Source organism: Acuticoccus yangtzensis (genome assembly GCF_001927245.1).
GTDB classification, from domain to species: Bacteria; Pseudomonadota; Alphaproteobacteria; order Rhizobiales; family Amorphaceae; genus Acuticoccus; species Acuticoccus yangtzensis.
The window spans coordinates 1-15,865 of the sequence record NZ_MJUX01000007.1; the positions used below are offsets into that span (position 1 = coordinate 1).

Here is a 15,865-nt window from a genome sequence, read left to right on the forward strand (position 1 = left end):
GCTGAGCGAACTGTCACCGCCCTTCGGGATCGCGTCGGCGACGTCCTCCACCTCGTCACCCCCGACGAGGCCCGCGCCTATTTCAGAGCCGCCGGGTATGACCCGGATTGAGCGCGAAGTGCTCTAGGGCGTTGACCTGCTCATCGTAACGCCTGGGATAAGGGTCGAGGCGGGGCCGCTGGTGGGCAGGGAGCGCGGCGTCCGTCGTTCGGGCGGGAGGCGGGCCCGGCGAAGGCTCGTACCGAAACACGGCAGGTCCCGCACATCGTGGGGTCGGGGCAGGTCGTCGCGCGGCCGAGACATCCGTCAATGAAAAGCCCCGCGCCGGAGGCCGGGGCGGGGCTTTCGTCGTCGTCGTGGAGGGGCGGCCCCGCCGCAGCGCGGCGGGGGCGCCGGTTCAGCTCAGGCGGCCGGAGGCGTGGGCGAGCAGCGTGTAGAGTTTGCCGTCCTCGCCGAGGAGCACGTCGCGGGTGCGGCGGCCGGACGGGTCCATCTGCGCCGACTCGGTCAGCATCTCCTCGAAATCGTCGACGAACTGGTCGACGGCGCCGCGGAAGTCACGGTCGCGCTGGTAGCGGCGCCGCGCATCCTCGAAGGCCTGCGCGCCCTCGGAGGTGTAGACCTGCCGCGTGAACACCTGCCGGTCACCGCGATTGAAGCGGCTCCAGAGGTCGCGATAGGTGGTGTCGTCGATCGCCCGGCCGGCCACCGCGGTAAAGCGGGAGATGGCGGCGTCGAGTGGCAGGGCTGCGGCGTCCGGCTCGTCCACCGGCGGCTCGCCGCGGCGCATCAGCCCGTTCATCCAGCCGCCGTTCTCACGCTCGGCCGAGGTGGAGCCGAAGCGGCTGCGCGCACCGGGCTCGGCCCGATCCTCGCGCCGCGGCTCGGCCATGCGGGCCTCCGAGAGGCGCGGCTCGGCCATCCGCGTTTCGGCCATGCGCGTCTCCGAAAGGCGGCTGGTGCGGCGGTAGCCGGCGTCGCGCGCCGCGGGGTCGGCGAGGGCCGTACCGCCGGAATGGCGCGGCGCGGCCTCGCTCGCCGCGGCGTGGCGGGCGACGATGCTGCCCAGCTCACGCACCGCGTCGAGCTGTTCGGTCACGGCGCGGCGCAGCGCCTCGGCGTTCTGCATCGTCTCCTCGGGAAGCTCGAAGACCGAGCGCGCCAGGGCGCTGCGGGTCGACTCGAACTCGTCCTGCACCTCCCGGGCGGACTTGCGCATCTCGGTCGTGGCCGTCTGGAAGCGCTCGGCCACAGCCTGCAGCGCGTCCACCATCTCCGCGGCGATCGCCTCGTGGGAGATGCGCATGTTCTCGCGGATCCGCTCGGCATCGCTGGAGGCCGCCTCGTGCAGCGCTTCGAGCTGCGGGGCGACGGCTCGCGACGCCTCGTCCAGCGTGCGCTCCAGAAGGAGGCGCGCGGCGTGGACCCGCTCCTCGGTCTGGCCGAGCTGCTCGTCGACACGCTGGGTGAAGGTGCGCGTCAACGTGTCGACCTGCTCGGACTTGTCGGCCAGAAGCTCGGCGAGCTGCTCCAGCGCACGGGTACGCTCTTCGACGCGCGCGTCGAAGGCCCCCGCATCGTCACCGAAGCGGTTGACGGTGGTGGCGAGGAACTGGCTGTCCCGCTCGATGCGCTCGGCGATGGACGACAGATCGCCCAGCGCGGAGGCGGCGGCCTCGCGCAGCGCCTCGGCCTGACGGGTCATCTCGTCGCCGGTGCGCTGGGTGTCGCTGAGGGCGGACTGCACCACGTCGCGCAGCGCCTCGCCGCGGGTGGACAGGTTGTTCTCCATGTCGGCGAGGGTCATGCCGACGGACGACAGCATGTCGTGCAGCGCCGTGTTGGTCGCCTGGACCTTGCCGAGCGTGCCGCCGAGCTCGTCGATCAGCGCGGTGTGCGTCTCGCGCAGCTCGGCGATGGCACCGGCGCCGCGCTCGGCGAGCTGGGCCAGGAACTCGTCGCCGTGCTCCTCGATGACGGCGCGCAGCTGGCCGAGCGACTCGGACGCGTCGTTGGCCACCTGACGCATCGCGGCGGAGGTGCGATCGCCCTCCTCCGACAAGGCGTCGTGGGCGATCGACATCGTCTCGGTGATCTTCCGGCGCGTCTCGTCCGAGTGCTCGGTGATCATGGCCAGGAGCTGGTCCATGGTCTCGATCATGGCCTGGCGCATGTGGCTGCCGCCGGAGGCGACCTCGCCGGACATGTTGGCCATGGTCTCGGACAGCATCCGGTTGACGGAGGTCGTCTCCTCGGAGAGCTGCACCGAGATGTCCTGCATCGGCTCCAGGATGTCGCGGCGGGCCGATTCCACCACCGCCTTCAGCGCGTCCTGGGCGAGCGCGCCGCCTTCGGACAGGCCGTCGGCCACGGTCTGCGTCGCCTCGCGGGACATGATGGCGATCTCTTCCAGCCGCGTGGCGAAAGCCTCGTTGATGGCGGCCTGGCCGTCGGACAGCGCCTCGGAGATGGTGCGCGCCCGCTCCAGCAGAGCGTCGGACACCCGCTCGACACGGCCGTCCAGCGCCTCGTCCATGGCGTCCATCCGCTCGGTCAGCACGTGGCTGATCTCGCTGGCGTGGGTGGTCAGGGCCGAGACGATCTGCACCGAGCGTTCGTTCATCAGCTCGTCGAAGCGGCCGATGGCAGTGGTCAGCTCGGCGGCGATCGGAACCGCGCGCTCGTCGAGGATGCCCGACAGACGAACGATGTCGCCCGAGATGGTGTCGCGCATCGTGTCCATGCGGGCGGCGAAGGCCTGCGTCTCGGTATCGAAGGCGCCGACGAGCTGGTCGATGCGGTCGCCCACGGTGCGCTCGGTCTGGTCGGCGGTGTCGAGCACCACCTTCTCCAGCCGGCCCGACTGCTCGACGATCACGCCGCTATAGCGGTCGATGCCGTCTTCCATCGTGGTGCGCATCTCTTCGATCTGCGCGCCGAGGCGTTCGCGGGTACCGTCGGAGGTTTCCGCCAGCAACTGCTCCAGCCGCTCGATGTTGGTGGTGATGATGCCGGCGAAGTTCTCGATCCCGTCGGTCATGAAGACGCGGACCTCGTCGATCGGCGCCTGCAGCGAGGACTGGACGTTCTCGGACGTCATCGTCAGCAGCGATTCCAGGCGCTCCGACTGGTCGCGCACGATGGAGGCGTAGTTGTCGACTCCGTTGTCGAGGGTGACGCGGATGGTGTCCATCCGATCGTTGAAGACGCGGGTCTGATCGTCCGACGTCGAGGTCAGCATGTCTTCCAGGCGGCTCGTCGCGTCGGTGAACATCTCGCCGAGGCGGCCGGTGGAGCCGGTGATCATGTCGCCCATCTCGCCGGTCGAGGTGCCGAGCAGCGAGACGAGGCGGCCGGCATTTTCCGACAGCGTGGCCTCGAACCGGCCCGCCGAGTCGGCGATCATCATGTTGAAGCGCTCCATCTCGCCATCGAACGAGATGCGGATGGCGTCGGAGCGGTCGGCGATCAGGTCGGCGACGCGGCTGGCCGAGTCGTTGATCTGCTCGGCCGCCTCCTCGCCGCGAAGCGCGACGGCGGCGGCGATCTCGCGCCCGGCCTCGGCCAGCGAGGCGGCGAGCGCCCCGGTCTGCTCACGCATGTCGGAGGAGACGCCTTCGACGGCGGCGGTGAGGTCGCCCTTCACCGCGTCGGTGTGGTGGCGCAGCGAGCCTTGGAAGGCGTCGGTCGATTCACGCAGCGTGTTGTCGAGCGCTGTTCCCTCTTCGATGATCGCCCGCTCGATGCGGCCGGCGACGGTCTCGATCCGGGTGGCGAGCTGGCCGCCCTCGTCGCTGATCGTGCCGGTCAGCATCGCCTGAACGTCGGTCATGCGGTCGGCGAAGGCCTCGGCACGCAGGCCGAAGTCTTCCACCAGCGAGGTGCCGGAGCCGGCGATGATGTCGGCCACGCGGTCCACCTCGGAGGTGATGCGCTCGACGATCTCGTCCGTGCGGGTGGCGAGCGTGTTGCCCGCCTGCTCGGTGCCGGTGGTGAAGGTGGTCTCAAGCGCCTCGCCGAACTCCGTCAACGTCACGCGGAAGGCGTCCGCATGGCGCATGAAGTTGGCTTCGAGCTCGCTTTGGCGCTCCTTCAGAAGCTCCTCGGACCGGTCGGCCTGGGCGAGCAGCGTGCCGGAGAGCGAGTTGGAGGTGTTGGTGATGGAGTCGGTCAGGCGGTCGCCCAGCGCGTTGATGGACGCTTCGATCTGGTCGATCTGCGTGAACACCGAATCGTGCATCTGCGTCGACGCGGCGGAGATGGTCTCCGTCATGCGGTCGCCGAGCTGGCCGAGGCGGCCCTCCACCTCTTCGATGCGCCCGCCGAAGGTGTCGAGCATCGAGGTCGTCGTCTGCTGAACCGTGCCGGTGAGGGCGTCGGCGAGGGCGGACAGGCGGCTCTCCATGTCGTCCACCTGCATGGTGATCGCGGAGGTGAAGCCGTTGGAGGCGGTGACGACGACGTCGGTCACACGGTCGCCGAGGCTCCCGAGCGTCGACTCGAGCTGGTCGGCGTGTGTGACGAGGCTGTCCGTCATCTGGTGCGAGGAGGCGCCGATGATGTCGGTCAGGCGTTCGCCCAGCGCGCCGAGGGTGGACGTCACCTGGTCGACCTGCATGGCGAGCTGCTGCGTCAGGTCCTCGGAGGCGGTGGAGATGGTGCCGGACGCGACGGTCGATGTCTGGGCGATGGTGGCGTCCAGCTCGCCGATTTTCAGCTCCAGCGTCTCGACCAGGCGGGCGGCGGTGTCGCCGAGGCGGTCGTCCACGGTCTGGGCCGAGAGGGTGACGTTCTCCACCACGCGGTTGGCGGTGGAGTTCACCTCACGCTCCATGACGCCGAGGCGCTCGTTCATGGTGTCGGTGATGTGGCGCGAGGCCCCGTCGACACGCTCGTCGATCTCGCTGAGGCGCGTCTCGATCATGCCGGCGATGCGGGTCGCGGCGTCGGTCAGCGTGGTGTCGAGGTGGCTGAGGGAGCCGCCGACGACGCCGGACAGGCGCTCGCCCGACTCGGCCATGCGGGTGACCACCACGTCGAGCCGGTCGCCGATCTGCGTTTCCAGCGTATGCGAGGCGGTGACGAGGGTGGACTCGATGCCCGCGAGGCGCTCGTCCACCGTGGTGACGACCTCGTCAGACGCCTTGGACAGCGTCTCGTTGATCGACGAGAGCTGCACCGTGAAGGTGTCGTTCAGCTCGGCGTTGATGCGCTGCATCGTCTCGGTCACCGCGCCGGCCTTCTCGCCGATATTCTCGGTCAGCGTGGCGGCGGTGCGGGTCAGCATGTCGGACGAGTTGCCGAGACGGGTCTCCACAGTCTCGATCAGCGCGCGGGAGGCGCGTTCCAGCGTGGAATCCATCCCCTGCATGGAGGAATCGACCAGCGAGGCGAAGGTTTCCGACGCGCCGGTGACGATGTTGTCGAGCGATTCCATCCGGTCGTCGACCATCCCCGAGAAGCGCTCGGTGGCGTAGGAGACGGACGTGTCGATGGCGTTGACGCGGTCTTCGACGACGTTGGAGAGACGTTCGGCGGACATCGTGATCGTCGTCTCGAGCGCGCCCATCTTGTCGGCGACGGTCACGTCGAACCCGCCGGAGGCTTCGGCAAGCGTCGCGTTGATCTCGCTGAGCTTGGAGTCGAGCGTGACCGAGAGCGAGGTGTTGACCTCGCCGATCGCCGTCGACACCTGATCGCCCGCGCTCATGAGGATCTTCGTCACCTCCTCGGCGCGCTCCAGTACCGTGTCGGCCATGGTGGAGCCGGTGTTGGCGAAGGAATCCGTCATCGCCACGGTGCGGTCGGCGAGGCTGTCGACCAGCTCCTGGCCGACGCGGCCGAACTCGTCGGTGATCTCTTTCGACTGGCCGGCGATGGAATCGATGAGGATGTCGGCGGTGGAGCGGATCGTCTCGGTCGCGGACCCGGCCTCGGCCTGCAGCGAGCCGACGAGATATTCGGCGGTGGTGCGGATCGTCTCGACGGTCTGTCCGGTCTCCGAATGGAGCGAGCCCGTCAGCGCCTCGGTGGCCGATTTCACGGCGGCGACGGTGGCGTCGGACTGGGTCGACAGGACGTCGATGAGGGCGGTGACGTAGCCTTCGACGGCGGCGGCCTGGGCCTCGGATGCGGTGGCGAGTTGCTCGCCCACCTGGTCGCCCCGCTCGGTCAGCGTGCGGGTCAACGCCTCGGAGCGTTCCGACAGACGGGTGACGTAGGATTCGCCCGTCGTCGTCAGCGCGCCCAGCAGGTTGTCGCCGGACGCCTTCAGGTCGCCGACGATGCGTTCCGATTCCGACTGGATCGCCTGGCCGATGATGCTGGTGGTGTCGCTGAGCTTGGTGGAGACGACCTCCTGCAGCTCGTTGACGAGGACGGCGAGGCCGGATTTCGCGGTCTCCAGCTCGTCGCGCATGCGGTCTGAGTTGGCCATCAGCGTCTCGCGCTCGGCCACCAGCTCCTCGAACAAGGCGCGGATCTTCGCTTCGTGGTCGCCGTAGGAGCGTTCAAGTGCCGCGACCTCGCGGTGAACGAGGACCTCCAGCTCGGAGGCGCGTTCCAGCGCCTGCTCGATCCCGGCCGACATGCCGGCGACCTCGCGGCGGATCGCCTGGCCGATGTTGGCGACGCCTTCGGAGGCGTTGATCTCAGGCTCGGTGAGGCGCTGGGCGATCGTCGTCATGGCGCTCGACGTGGCGCGAAGCTCTTCGGACCGGCGGGCGAGGAAGCCGACCATCATGAACAGGAGGACCGGCCCGACTACCGCGCCGAGGATGGCGTAGGCGCCCGGCGAGGAGAGGAAGGACATCATCCCGTCCGCGGCGATCTCGGCCGCCGCGATCAACCCGCCGATGGCCGCCCAGGCGATGGAGGCGATGACGGAGAAAGACACGGCGGTCAGACCGCGGCGACGACCGGCACGCTCGGCATCCTCGAAGCGGCGGCGGTCGTCGTTGGCGGCGGCCTGCTGTTTGGCGAGGGCGCGGTTGCGGCGGCGGCGCGGCCGTGCGGGCCCCTCCTCCGGCGCGTCGTTGGCCGGGGCCAGCGCCTCGGCGTCGGACTCAAGCTCCGGCTCAGGATGGAAGCCGATCATCGGCACATCGCCCGCGCCCCGGTCGGCCGCCTCGTCCGGCGTGGTGCCGGAGAGGGAGGATTCCAGCCCGGACGCGAGATCGTCCGATCCGTCCTCCCTGCCGTCCGTCCTATCGTCCGCCGTGTCGAGATCGAACTTCAGCGCCTCTTCGACCGCGGACAGGGCCGCGTCGGCCGGGTCCGAGTCCGAGGAAGCCTTACGGTGCGGGTCTATCGCCATGATCATCGCCTTGATCGAACGCTACGCGGGTGGAGGCAGGATCGCCGTCCCTTACGAGTGGCTGAAATGCCACGCTTTGACACAAACCGGCCAGCGCGGCCGAGTCAAAACGTTAATGCTTTGCTAATGCCACACCCGCTTGGCGTGTACAAGGAAGTGTGACTTCCGAGCATCACTTTGGTTAATTCTGGTATTTGTTGAAAATTGCAGTGAAAAGATCTTGTTGTCTTACAGAGCCGCGTATGCATCGCGCACAATCCTGCCTCTCCCGCACCATGCTTGACGCCCCTTCCGGAACCTATATGTCCGCCTGATACCGGCCGACTTACGGCAATGAGAGGGTTCATGGCCAAGATCACCTACATCACCCACGATGACCGCACGTTCGAGGTCGAAGCCGCGGCGGGCGCCACGGTGATGTCGACCGCGGTCCGCAACATGGTGCCGGGGATCGAGGCGGAATGCGGCGGTGCCTGCGCGTGCGCCACCTGCCACGTCTATGTCGACGAGGCGTGGCAGGACAAGGTCGGCAAACCCTCGCCGATGGAAGAGGACATGCTCGACTTCGCGATCGACGTGCGCCCCGGCTCGCGCCTCTCCTGCCAGGTGAAGGTCACCGACGATCTCGACGGCCTCGTCGTTCGCATTCCCGAAGAGCAGGCCTGATGCCCACCTTCGTCAGCGACGGCGTCACCCTCGCCTACGCCGACGAGGGCGAAGGCGCACCCGTCATCCTGATCCACGGTTTCGCCTCCAACATGAAGGTGAACTGGGCCAACACGACGTGGGTCTCGACCATCGTGCGGTCCGGCCGCCGCGCCATCCGCATCGACAATCGCGGCCACGGCGAGTCTGAGAAGCTCTACGATCCGGACCAGTACCGCACCGACCTCATGGGCGCCGACGCCATCCGCCTGATGGACCACCTCGGCCTCGAGACGGCGACCCTGTTCGGCTACTCCATGGGGGCGCGCATCGCCGCCTTCGCCACCCTTGGCGCGCCCGAACGGGTCTCCGCGCTCATCCTGTCCGGCATGGCCGCCAGCCTCGTCGACGGGCACGCGGGCTCCGAGAAGATCGTCGGCGCGCTCGAGGCCCGCTCGCGCGACGACGTCACCGACCCCCAGGCCCTCACCTACCGCGTCTTCGCCGAGCAGACCGGCAGCGACCTTTCCGCCCTCGCCGCCTGCATCAAGGCCTCTCGCCAGACGCTGAGCGCTGCGGACGTCTCCGCCATCGCCTGCCCCACCCTCGTCGTCGCGGGCGAGAAGGACGACGTTTCGGGCGCCGTCGAGCCGCTCACGGCGCTGATCCCCGGCGCCGAGGGCGTCACGCTGCCGGGCAAGGACCACATGACCGCCGTCGGCGACCGCGGCCACAAGGCGGTGGTAACCGACTTCCTGGACCGGCACGGCCTCTGACCGGTCTCGCCTTTCCGCGGCACCCCGCGACCATCGCCTCACGATCACGCGATTGAATTTGTCTCCCCGCTGTGCGTGTCTATCTCGTGGGGGCGAAACCAGAGCCAGGAGTTGGCCATGAGCGAGGCACTTGCCGCAAAGCTGGTCGAACACGACCCCGTGTGGCGCCGGATCTGCATCGAAGGCGAAAAGATCGCCGACCGTGAGCCCGCTCTGGCCGGATTCGTCCGCGCCACGGTGCTGGACCAGGCCTCGCTGGAGGACGCGATCGCCGAGCGCGTTGCGACCCGCATTGCCGATCCGGCACTCGGCGCCACCCACATCCGCCACGCCTTCCGCGACGCGCTGGAGGATGATCCGACGCTCGCCGAGGTCTTCCGCTCTGACCTCGTCGCCGTGCTCGATCGTGACGCGGCGTGTGAACGGCTGATCGAGCCGCTTCTCTACTTCAAAGGCTTCCACGCCCTCGCCGCCCACCGCGTCGCCCACTCCATGTGGACCCGCGGCCGGCGCGACTTCGCGCTGATGATGCAGTCCGCCATCTCCGCCTGCCTGCAGGTCGACATCCACCCCCAGGTGCCGATGGGGCGCGGCATCTTCATCGACCACGCGACCGCCGTCGTCATCGGCCAGACCGCCACCTTGGGGGACGACGTGTCGATCCTTCAGGGCGTCACCCTGGGCGGCACCGGCAAAACGGGGGGCGACCGTCACCCGAAGATCGCGTCGGGGGTCCTCATCGGCGCCGGCGCCAAGGTGCTCGGCAATTTCGAGATCGGCCGTTGCTCGCGCATCGCGGCCGGGTCGGTGGTCCTCTCCGCCGTGCCGCCGAATACCACTGTGGCGGGCGTTCCGGCGCGGGTGGTCGGCACCGGCAACTGCCCCGATCCATCCCGCTCCATGGACCAGATCCTGGCCGAAGAGCCCCGCTGACGCGCGCGAGGGGCGCGCCGTGATCGGCACTGCCCCTCCGCGGTCCCCGCCCGTCCTCCGGCGGCGTCCTCACTCTTCCCGTTGCCCTTCAAGAAACTGCGTGCTTTAGCCTTATCCGTCATAGCGGCGCGGCCGGCTGGGCGCTCCTGTGCCGGGTGCGCCATCCATGGCCGGCCAGCGCGGACGACAACCGTGTTCCGGGGCCGCCGCCCCGCCCTGAGGAGAGGACTATGCGCAACCCCACCCACCACGGCGTGCTGACCGACGCCTTCGGCCCCACCTCCGGCACGGCGCTCCGTCTCAAGGAGCTCGCCCTCGTCGCGCTCGGCGTCGCAGCGCTCGCCATCACCGCCAAGATGCGCGTGCCGATGTGGCCTGTCCCCATCACCATGCAGACGTTCACGGTCTTCGTCATCGGCGCCGCCTACGGCACCCGTCTCGGCGTCGGCACGGTGCTCGCCTACCTCGCCATCGGTGCCCTGGGCGCCGACGTCTTCACCAGCTCCAGCGCCACCGCAAACGGCCTTGCCTACATGACCGGGCCGACGCTCGGCTACCTCGTCGGTTTCGTCGCCGCGGCCGGCATCGTCGGCACGCTGGCGCAGCGCGGCTGGGACGTGTCGATCGGCAAGATGGCGCTGGCCGTGGCGCTCGGCACCGCCGCCGTCTATGCGTGCGGGCTGTCGTGGATGGCGGCGCTCTTCGCTGCCGACAAGGGGATGGGCTGGGTGCTGCAATATGGCATGGTCAACTTCCTCCCCGGCGACGCGCTGAAGCTGGCGCTTGCGGCCACGCTGGTCCCCGCGGTCGCCCGGCTCGCCCGCAAAGGCTGAGAGACCACGGCCTGAGAAACTGAGGGCCGGTCCAACGCCGGCCCAAATCCCCGTTCCAAGAAGGGCGCGCGAGACATCCTCGCGCGCCCTTCTTCGTCAATGCCCGGCCCCTTGCCGCTCCCGATACTCATAGGGGCGGCACCGGGCTCGGTTTGCGAGCGTCTCGCTCGACGTGCCTGCCGCTCAGGCCACGAGCACTGCGGCGCGAGGCGTGCTCAGGCGGCGGGCGGCAGCGAATGGGAGGTCAGGTAAGGCCCCCAATTGTCGACACCGCCGCGGTTATTCGTCTGCGCCTGCTTCTTGAACTCGAGCCGCGCGAGCTGGTCGCGGTGCACCTCGTCCGGCCCGTCCACGAGGCGCATGATGCGCGCCGTCGCATAGGCCGAGGCGAGGCCGAAATCGTTGCCCGTGCCGCCGCCGCCGAACGCCTGGATCGCCCAGTCGACCACCTGGCAGACCATCTTCGGCACCGCCACCTTGATCATCGCGATCTCGGCTTTGGCCTCCTTGTTGCCGACCGTGTCCATCTTGTGCGCCGCATGGAGCGTCAGAAGCCGCGCCTGCTCGATCATGATGCGCGCCTCGGCCACACGCTCGCGCGTCACCGACTGGTCGCTGATCGGCTTGCCGAAGGCCGTCCGCTCGGACGTGCGCTTCACCATCTTGGCGAGGCACCGCTCAGCCAGCCCAATGGAGCGCATGCAATGGTGGATGCGCCCCGGCCCGAGCCGCCCTTGCGCGATCTCGAAGCCGCGCCCCTCGCCCAGCAGCATGTTCGTCACCGGCACGCGCACGTTCTCGAAGGTGATCTCCGAGGCCCGGTCCGGCACCGCATAGAAGCCGAACACAGGCAGGGCCCGCTTCACCGTCACCCCCGGCGCATCCTTAGGCACCAGGATCATCGACTGCTGCTTGTAGGTCTCGGCCGAAGGATCGGTCTTGCCCATGAAGATCAGGAGCTTGCAGCGCGGGTCCGTGCCGCCCGTGGTGTACCACTTGTGGCCGTTGATGACGTATTCGTCACCGTCCCGCTCGATCCGGCTTTCGATGTTGCGCGCGTCGGACGAGGCGACGTCAGGCTCGGTCATCGCGAAAGAGGAGCGGATTTCGCCCGCCAGCAGCGGCTTCAGCCAGGTCTCCTGCTGCTCCGGCGTCGCATAGCGGACCAGGGTTTCCATGTTGCCGGTGTCGGGCGCGGAGCAGTTGAAGATCTCCGGCGCCAGATGGGACCGGCCCATGATCTCGCAAAGCGGCGCATATTCGACGTTCTTCAGCCCCGCCCCCAGCTCCGAATCGGGCAGGAACAGGTTCCACAGGCCCGCCGCCTTGGCCTTGGGCTTCAACTCCTCCACGATGGGCTGAACGGCGAACGGCCCCAGCTCCTCGGTCTCGCGGTAGTAGCGCGCCTCGTTCGGGTAGATATGCTCTTCCATGAAGTCCAAGACTCGGGCTTCCAGTTCGAGCACACGCTGGGACTTGTCGGGGATCATCGGGCCGCCTCCTCGTCGGTTCTTCGCCCTCGGTCATACCCGCACCGATTTCGGCTGGCAATATCGTCAGACGATTTCGGTTGACATCGTGACCCCTGTGGCGACACTCCACGCTGCCACCATCGACGCCACCCGCGCCACCGCCGACACCATCAGGAGCCGCCATCCGTGCGCAAACCCGCCGACGCGGCAACCCCGCCCGCCTCCGCTCCAGCTCCGCCCGCCCCGCAGCGCGGCGACAGCGCCTCCACCCGCGTGGTGCGCGCCATCCTGCGCGGCCTCTATGAAGGCGCCTACGTCCCCGGACAGCGCCTCGTGGAGCCGGACCTGATGGCGCAGTTCGGCGTCAGCCGCAGCACGGTGCGCGAGAGCCTGAAGCGGCTGGAGGCGGACGGGGTGATCGAGGTGCTGCCCTATCGCGGCGCGCAGATCCGCAGCCTGTCACCGGGCGAGGCGCGCGATGCGCTGGCCGTTGTGGGGCTGCTGGTAGGCCTCGCCGCGCGCCAGGCCGCCGAGCGGATCGGCGAAGGTCCGGACCGCGCCGCCTTCGAGGACGCCTGGGCGCAGCTCCAGACCTTCCAGGACGCCCCGGAAAGCTTCGACTTCGTACGCGCCCGCAACCGCTTCTACCAGGCGATGACCCGCCTGTCGCAGAACCGCGAGCTGGCGCGCATCGTCCCCAGCCTGCAGGTGCACATGATCCGCCGCTCCTACAAAGTGGCCGGCCCCGCGCGCTTCTCGTCCTACCAGGCGATGACCGAGGCGATCCTGTCGGGCGACGCCGCCGCCGCCGAGGAGGCCGCCCGCGTCCACATGCACAACATCGCCGCCCTCATCGACGACGGTGCGGCCTGACCCCTCCCGGCCGCCCCCTAGCGGCAGAAAGACCCCGATGGACCTGACCTTCCCCTTCGCGGACCCGCCGGCCCCCGGCACCGTGACCACCGTCGCCCCCGGCCTCTTGTGGGCGCGCCTCGCCCTTCCCTTCCGGCTCGACCATGTCAACATCTACTTCATCGAGACGGACGACGGCTTCCTCATCGTCGACACCGGCATCTCCGACAAGCCGACCCGCGCGGCGTGGGAGACGCTGTTCGCCGGACCGCTGAAGGGAGCGCGCTTCGCCGGACTGATCGTCACCCACCACCACCCGGACCATATCGGCCTCGCCGGCTGGCTGACCGAGCGGCTGGACATCCCGCTGCTGACGAGCCGCACCGCCTTCTTCGCCTGCCTCACCTTCTTCAATTCGCCGGAGCTTCTGGCCGCGAGCCCGTACAGCCGGTTCTACATCCGCCACGGGATGAGCGAGGATCTGGCCGCCGTCGTCTCCACCATGGGGCACGACTATATGCGCATGTTGTCCAAGCCCCCCTTCACCTATCAGCGGCTGGCGGCGGGCGACCTTCTGCCGGCGGGCGGGCGCACGTTCGAGGTGATGAGCGGTGACGGCCACTCGCCCGAACAGCTGATGCTGCACGCCCCGGCGGACAAGCTCTTCCTCGCCGCCGATCAGGTGATCGAGAAGATCTCGCCGAACGTGTCGGTGACGGCGTTCGAGCCGTGGGGCAATCCGCTCGGCGCCTTCCTCGCCTCGCAGGAGGCGATCGCCGCCACGGTGGCCGACGACACGCTGGTCCTGGCCGGTCACCGCCTCCCCTTCTACGGGGCCGCGGCGCGCTGCCGCGCCCTCGTCGCACACCACCGCGAGAGATGCGACGTGATCGCGAATGCCTGCGCGGCCGCGCCCAAGAGCGCCGCCGACCTCATCCCTGTGCTGTTCGACAAGCGCCCGCTCAGCCCGCACGAGACGAGCTTCGCCTTCAGCGAAATCCTCGCCCACCTCAACCACATGGCCGCATTGGGCGAGGTGACGTGGGAGGAGGACGGCGGCCGCGCCAGAGTTCGCCGCGCCTGAGGGGGCGCCCCGCCTGAGGCTGGGAGTTCAGCCGTCCGCGAAGATGCGCTCCGGCGCCGCGCGCGTGACGGACGAGCCGATGCGCAGCGGCACCAGCATGCCGCCCACCCGCGGCAGCTCAGTGTCGAAGAAATAGCGGCAGGTCCATTCGGCCGCCTCCGCCAGCGCCTCGTCAGCGGAGGCGCGGGCCGTCAGCGCCATGTCGAGCCACAGCCAGGCGACGACGAGATGGCCCATCGCCGACAGGAAGGCATCGCCATGGGCGAGCACCGCCGGCCGGTCGTCCCGCGCGATGGCGAGGCCCACCGTGTCCGACACCGCCAGCAGCGCCGCCGAAAGGTCCGTGCCCATCGTCGCCAGCGCGGCGTCCTTGCCGGCCCGCGCCGCCGTCGCCTCGATCGCTTCGGCGAGCGCCCGGAAGGCCGACCCGCCGTCGCCCAGCACCTTGCGGCCCAGAAGGTCGATGCCCTGGATGCCGGTGGTGCCCTCGTGGATCGGGTTGAGGCGGTTGTCGCGGTAGAGCTGCTCCACGTCGAAATCGCGGGTGTAGCCGTAGCCGCCGTGGATCTGGATGGCGAAGTGGTTCGCCACCAGCCCCTGCTCCGACGGCCAGGATTTGACGATCGGCGTCAACAGGTCGAGCTGCGCCTGGGCCGCCGCGCGCGCCTCCTCGTCCGGCGATGCCGCGACGATGTCGCTTAGATGCGAGGCGTAGAGGCAGAGCGCCAGTGCCCCCTCGCCGATCGCCTTTTGCGCCAGAAGCATGCGCTTCACGTCGGCGTGGCGCACAATGGGCACCGGGCGCGGCGCCTTGCGGTCGTCCAGCGGGCGGCCCTGCACCCGCTCCGCCGCATAGCCCGCCGATAGCCGATAGCCGCGATAGGCGCACGCCGCCGCGCCGAGGCCCACCGCGATGCGCGCCTCGTTCATCATCTGGAACATGATCGAAAGGCCCTCGCCGGGCGCGCCGATCAGCCAGCCGACCGCCCCCGCCTCGCCGCCCGGCCGCGCCGCGACACCCTCGCCGAAGTTGAGGAGGCAGTTGGGAATGCCGCGATAGCCCATCTTGTGATTGAGGCCCGCCACGGTGACGTCGTTGGCGGTACCGTCCTCCAAGAGTTTCGGCACAACGAACAGCGAGATGCCGCGCGTTCCCGCCGGAAGCGACCCGTCCGGCTCGGCGATCTTGGCGAGCACCAGGTGGATGTTCTGGTCGGTCACGTCGTGCCCGCCGCCCGAGATCCACATCTTGCGGCCGAACAGCCGGTAGCGCGCCCCCGTCGCATCGCCGCCCCCATCCTCGCCGTCCGGCACCGCGCGGGTGGTGATGTCACCCAGCGACGAGCCGACGTCCGGCTCGGACAGGCACATGGTGCCGAGACTCGTCCCCTCGTGTTGGGGCGCGGCGAACCGGGCCACCTGCCCGGCCGTGCCGAAGGCCGAGATCACCCGCGCATTGGCGATCGACAGCATCATGAACGCCGAGGCGGACACGTTGGCGGCCATGAACTCGGCCAGCGCCGCCGTCGCGACGACGCCCGGAAGCTGCATGCCCCCGTGCGCCGCGTCCACCGCCGCGAGCTGCAGGCCGGAGCCGAGCCACACCCGCATCGCCGCCGCGAGGTCCGGCTGAACGTGCACTTCCCCGTCCTGGGTCAGCACCGGCTCGTCCCGGTCGGCGATCTTGTTGCAGGGGAGGAAATCGTTGACGGCGATCTTCGCGGCGAGGTCCAGCACCGCATCCCAGTCCTCGCGCGTCTGTCCCTCGAACCGCGGCAGCGCGGCAAGGTCACCCGCCTTCAGCCAATCATAGAGCCAGAAGGAAAGGGTGCGGCGGGCGATCATCTCCACGGGGCGTCCTCTTGGTGCAGCATCAATTGAAGAGCGTTGTCGCGGACCGGAGCGCCCTTGTCACTCCGCCGAACCGGAGCCACGGAGCCACGCCGCAGCCCCCC

General features: G+C 69.2%; 9 protein-coding genes and 1 pseudogene. 7 read left to right on the top strand and 3 right to left on the bottom strand.

Annotated features, from left to right (window positions below; genetic code table 11):
* Positions 1–111, top strand: a pseudogene (locus tag BIX52_RS24085) (IS630 family transposase); the annotation flags it as partial.
* Positions 112–397: 286 nt separating this feature from the next.
* On the opposite strand, the gene BIX52_RS16100 reads toward BIX52_RS24085, so the two are convergent.
* A complete protein-coding gene (locus BIX52_RS16100) occupies positions 398–7,315 on the bottom strand; it encodes an apolipoprotein A-IV repeat region-like domain-containing protein (RefSeq protein ID WP_170126431.1) in 6,918 nt (2,305 codons plus the stop codon).
* Positions 7,316–7,660: 345 nt separating this feature from the next.
* On the opposite strand from BIX52_RS16100, the gene BIX52_RS16105 reads away from it, so the two are divergent.
* The 4 genes from BIX52_RS16105 to BIX52_RS16120 all read left to right on the top strand — a co-directional run bounded on the left by BIX52_RS16105 (position 7,661) and on the right by BIX52_RS16120 (position 10,502).
* A complete protein-coding gene (locus BIX52_RS16105; protein WP_075222133.1) occupies positions 7,661–7,981 on the top strand; it encodes a 2Fe-2S iron-sulfur cluster-binding protein in 321 nt (106 codons plus the stop codon).
* Entirely contained in the window at positions 7,981–8,736 is a 756-nt protein-coding gene (locus BIX52_RS16110) for an alpha/beta fold hydrolase (RefSeq protein WP_075222134.1), read from the top strand. The genes BIX52_RS16105 and BIX52_RS16110 overlap by 1 nt, the downstream gene beginning before the upstream one ends.
* 117 nt (positions 8,737–8,853) lie before the next feature.
* Positions 8,854–9,669 carry a serine O-acetyltransferase gene (gene cysE, locus BIX52_RS16115; RefSeq protein WP_075222135.1) on the top strand — a complete coding sequence of 272 codons (816 nt, stop codon included), beginning with the start codon at positions 8,854–8,856 and terminating at the stop codon, positions 9,667–9,669.
* A 230-nt stretch (positions 9,670–9,899) separates the two neighbouring features.
* Complete coding sequence (locus tag BIX52_RS16120) at positions 9,900–10,502, top strand: biotin transporter BioY (protein ID WP_075222136.1); 603 nt, start codon at positions 9,900–9,902, stop codon at positions 10,500–10,502.
* 215 nt (positions 10,503–10,717) lie between these two features.
* On the opposite strand, the gene BIX52_RS16125 is transcribed toward BIX52_RS16120, so the two are convergent.
* Positions 10,718–11,992, bottom strand: a complete 1,275-nt coding sequence (locus tag BIX52_RS16125) for an acyl-CoA dehydrogenase family protein (RefSeq protein WP_075222137.1) — start codon at positions 11,990–11,992, stop codon at positions 10,718–10,720.
* A gap of 168 nt (positions 11,993–12,160) precedes the next feature.
* Here BIX52_RS16125 and BIX52_RS16130 point away from each other — a divergent pair, with 168 nt between their 5' ends.
* Together BIX52_RS16130 and BIX52_RS16135 are read left to right on the top strand one after the other, a co-directional pair.
* A complete protein-coding gene (locus tag BIX52_RS16130) occupies positions 12,161–12,847 on the top strand; it encodes a GntR family transcriptional regulator (protein WP_083660364.1) in 687 nt (228 codons plus the stop codon).
* Between the two features lie 37 nt (positions 12,848–12,884).
* A complete protein-coding gene (locus BIX52_RS16135) occupies positions 12,885–13,910 on the top strand; it encodes an MBL fold metallo-hydrolase (protein WP_075222139.1) in 1,026 nt (341 codons plus the stop codon).
* 27 nt (positions 13,911–13,937) lie between these two features.
* On the opposite strand, the gene BIX52_RS16140 is transcribed toward BIX52_RS16135, so the two are convergent.
* Positions 13,938–15,755: an acyl-CoA dehydrogenase family protein gene (locus tag BIX52_RS16140; RefSeq protein ID WP_075222326.1), complete on the bottom strand. Its 1,818-nt coding sequence runs from the start codon at positions 15,753–15,755 to the stop codon at positions 13,938–13,940.
* Positions 15,756–15,865 lie beyond the last annotated feature (110 nt).